The sequence below is a fragment of the Pseudoduganella sp. RAF53_2 genome (assembly GCF_052113985.1).
Classification (GTDB): Bacteria; Pseudomonadota; Gammaproteobacteria; order Burkholderiales; family Burkholderiaceae_D; genus Rugamonas.
The window spans coordinates 1-1,984 of record NZ_JBFRDW010000858.1 but is presented as its reverse complement, the minus strand read 5'-3'; the positions used below and the strand labels follow the sequence as shown (position 1 = coordinate 1,984).

General features: G+C 61.6%; 3 protein-coding genes. 2 read left to right on the top strand and 1 reads right to left on the bottom strand.

The annotated features are described in order from the left end of the window. Both AB4Z11_RS30380 and AB4Z11_RS30375 read left to right on the top strand, forming a co-directional pair. Positions 1-767: amidase family protein (locus AB4Z11_RS30380; RefSeq protein ID WP_442029709.1), on the top strand; the 767-nt coding region annotated here is incomplete at its 5' end. Between the two features lie 37 nt (positions 768-804). Then, a complete protein-coding gene (locus tag AB4Z11_RS30375) occupies positions 805-1,365 on the top strand; it encodes a DUF4337 domain-containing protein (RefSeq protein WP_442029707.1) in 561 nt (186 codons plus the stop codon). Here the strand turns inward: AB4Z11_RS30375 and AB4Z11_RS30370 are convergent. Next, positions 1,362-1,982, bottom strand: coding sequence for an SAM-dependent methyltransferase (locus tag AB4Z11_RS30370; RefSeq protein ID WP_442029705.1), 621 nt, complete (start codon positions 1,980-1,982; stop codon positions 1,362-1,364). The genes AB4Z11_RS30375 and AB4Z11_RS30370 overlap by 4 nt on opposite strands. Between the last annotated feature and the right edge of the window lie 2 nt (positions 1,983-1,984).

The window sequence follows — 1,984 nt, the reverse complement described above, 5'->3', positions numbered from 1 at the left end:
CCATTACGCAGGACGGCGCAGGCAAAGTCTCCGATTACGCCAAGGCCCTGGACAAGAACGCCCTGCAGGGCAAGCGCCTCGGCATCGCACGCAATTTCTTCGGCGGCAGCGATGCCATCGACGCGGAAATGGAAAAGGCGCTCGCCGCATTGAAATCGCTCGGCGCGGAGCTGATCGACGTGAAGGTGCCGAATACCGAGAAATACGGCGACAGCGAAACCGAAGTGCTGCTGTATGAGTTCAAGTCCGACCTCGCGGCCTACCTGAAGAACTACGCGCCGGACGCGCAGGTCAAGAACATGGCCGACCTGATCGCCTTCAACAAGCGCAACGCGCAACTCGAACTGCCATACTTCGGCCAGGAATACCTCGAGCGCTCCGAAGCCAAAGAAGGCCTGGACAGCCAGGCATATATTGAAGCGCTGGCCAACAACCGCCGCTACTCGCGCGAAGAGGGTATCGACCAGGTCCTGAAAGAACACCGCCTCGACGCGCTGATCGCCCCCACCGACGGCCCCGCATGGCTGACTGACTTCATCAACGGCGACCATTACGGCCGCAGCTTCTCTTCACCTGCCGCCGTTGCTGGCTATCCCCACGTGACCGTCCCCGCGGGCCACGTGCAAGGCCTGCCCGTCGGCCTGAGCTTCGTGGGCACCGCCTTCAGCGAAGCCTCGCTGATCGGGATGGCCTACGCCTACGAACAAGCCACCATGGCCCGCCGCGCCCCACAATTTCGCGCCTCCGTATCACTGGCAGTGAAGTAATTAATGAGGGCTTAAGGTCTTTTGGTAACACTAGGGCATGGACGAGAAAGACGACAACAATCCCCTCAATATGCGTGTGGCCGTGGTGGTCGCCATCCTCGCGACCTTCATGGGCATCTGCAAGGTCAAGGACGATAACATCAATCAGGCCATGCAGCAGGCGCAGGCGAATAAGGTGGACCACTGGTCCTTCTACCAGGCGCGCAATATCCGTGAAGAGGTCGCGAATGCGACGATCGTGCAGCTCAAACTGGCCAAGGGCGGGCGTCCGGCGAGCGAGCAGCCGGCTTACGACGAGGCCATCGCCAATTACGTCAAGCTGGCTGCGGATCAGAAGCGCAAGAAGGACGAGCTGAAAGCCCAGGCCGAGCAGGACGATAAGACCTACGACGCCTTGAATTTCAAGGACGACCAGTTCGACCTGTCCGACGCCATGCTGGCGATCGCGATCGCGCTGCTGGCGATCACCACGCTGACCAGGCAGCGCTGGCTATTCTGGCTGTCGATGGTGCCTACGGCGTTTGGCATCTTCATGGGCATTTGCGGTCTGTTTGGCTTGCCCTTCCACCCAACCGCGCTGGTGGCCTTGCTGTCTTAGCGAGGGTAGGTGAAGCCGGTGCGTATATCCATCGGCAGCAGCTTGCCGCCCTGGCGCACCATCAGCCGCTGGGGTGGCTCGTCGCCTGCCAGCGCACCCGGCGCGACAAGCAACCCTTCACCTTTGCGTATCAGTTGATCGCAGCGTTCATAGACGTTGCGGCAGCCGGTGGCTTTGAGCAGGGCCTGCACGATAGCGACCTTCCACAAGTCGACGCCGCCGGCATTGAACTGGCAGACCAGATAGCCGTCGGTGCCGCCGTAGCTGTGTACCAGCAGGCCTGGCAGGCCGTCCTTGTCGCCATCGATCAGCTGAATCAGCGCCTGCGGATCTGCGCTGTTCAGCGCATCGGCGCGCAGCTGCACAGCCGCTTGTACGCGGCGCTTGATCAGCGCGTGATCGACCGGCTCATCCTCGTGCAAGCTCCACACGCGCGCCGCGACCTGCGATTTGGCGTTGTACGCTGCGCGGGCCAGGAACTGGCGCGACGAAGTCTGCACGATCGCCGTGGCGCCCGGCTTGTTGCGCTCCTGCGGCTTGCCATCGACTTTTTCGATGGCCGATACATAGATCAGCGGGTCGCCGGCAAGTATGCTTTTTTCCTTGCCCTGTTTGATGG

Coding starts and splice junctions, on each gene's coding strand:
- AB4Z11_RS30375 (WP_442029707.1), top strand. CDS start 805: ATGGACGAGAAAGACGACAACAATCCCCTCAATATGCGTGTGGCCGTG.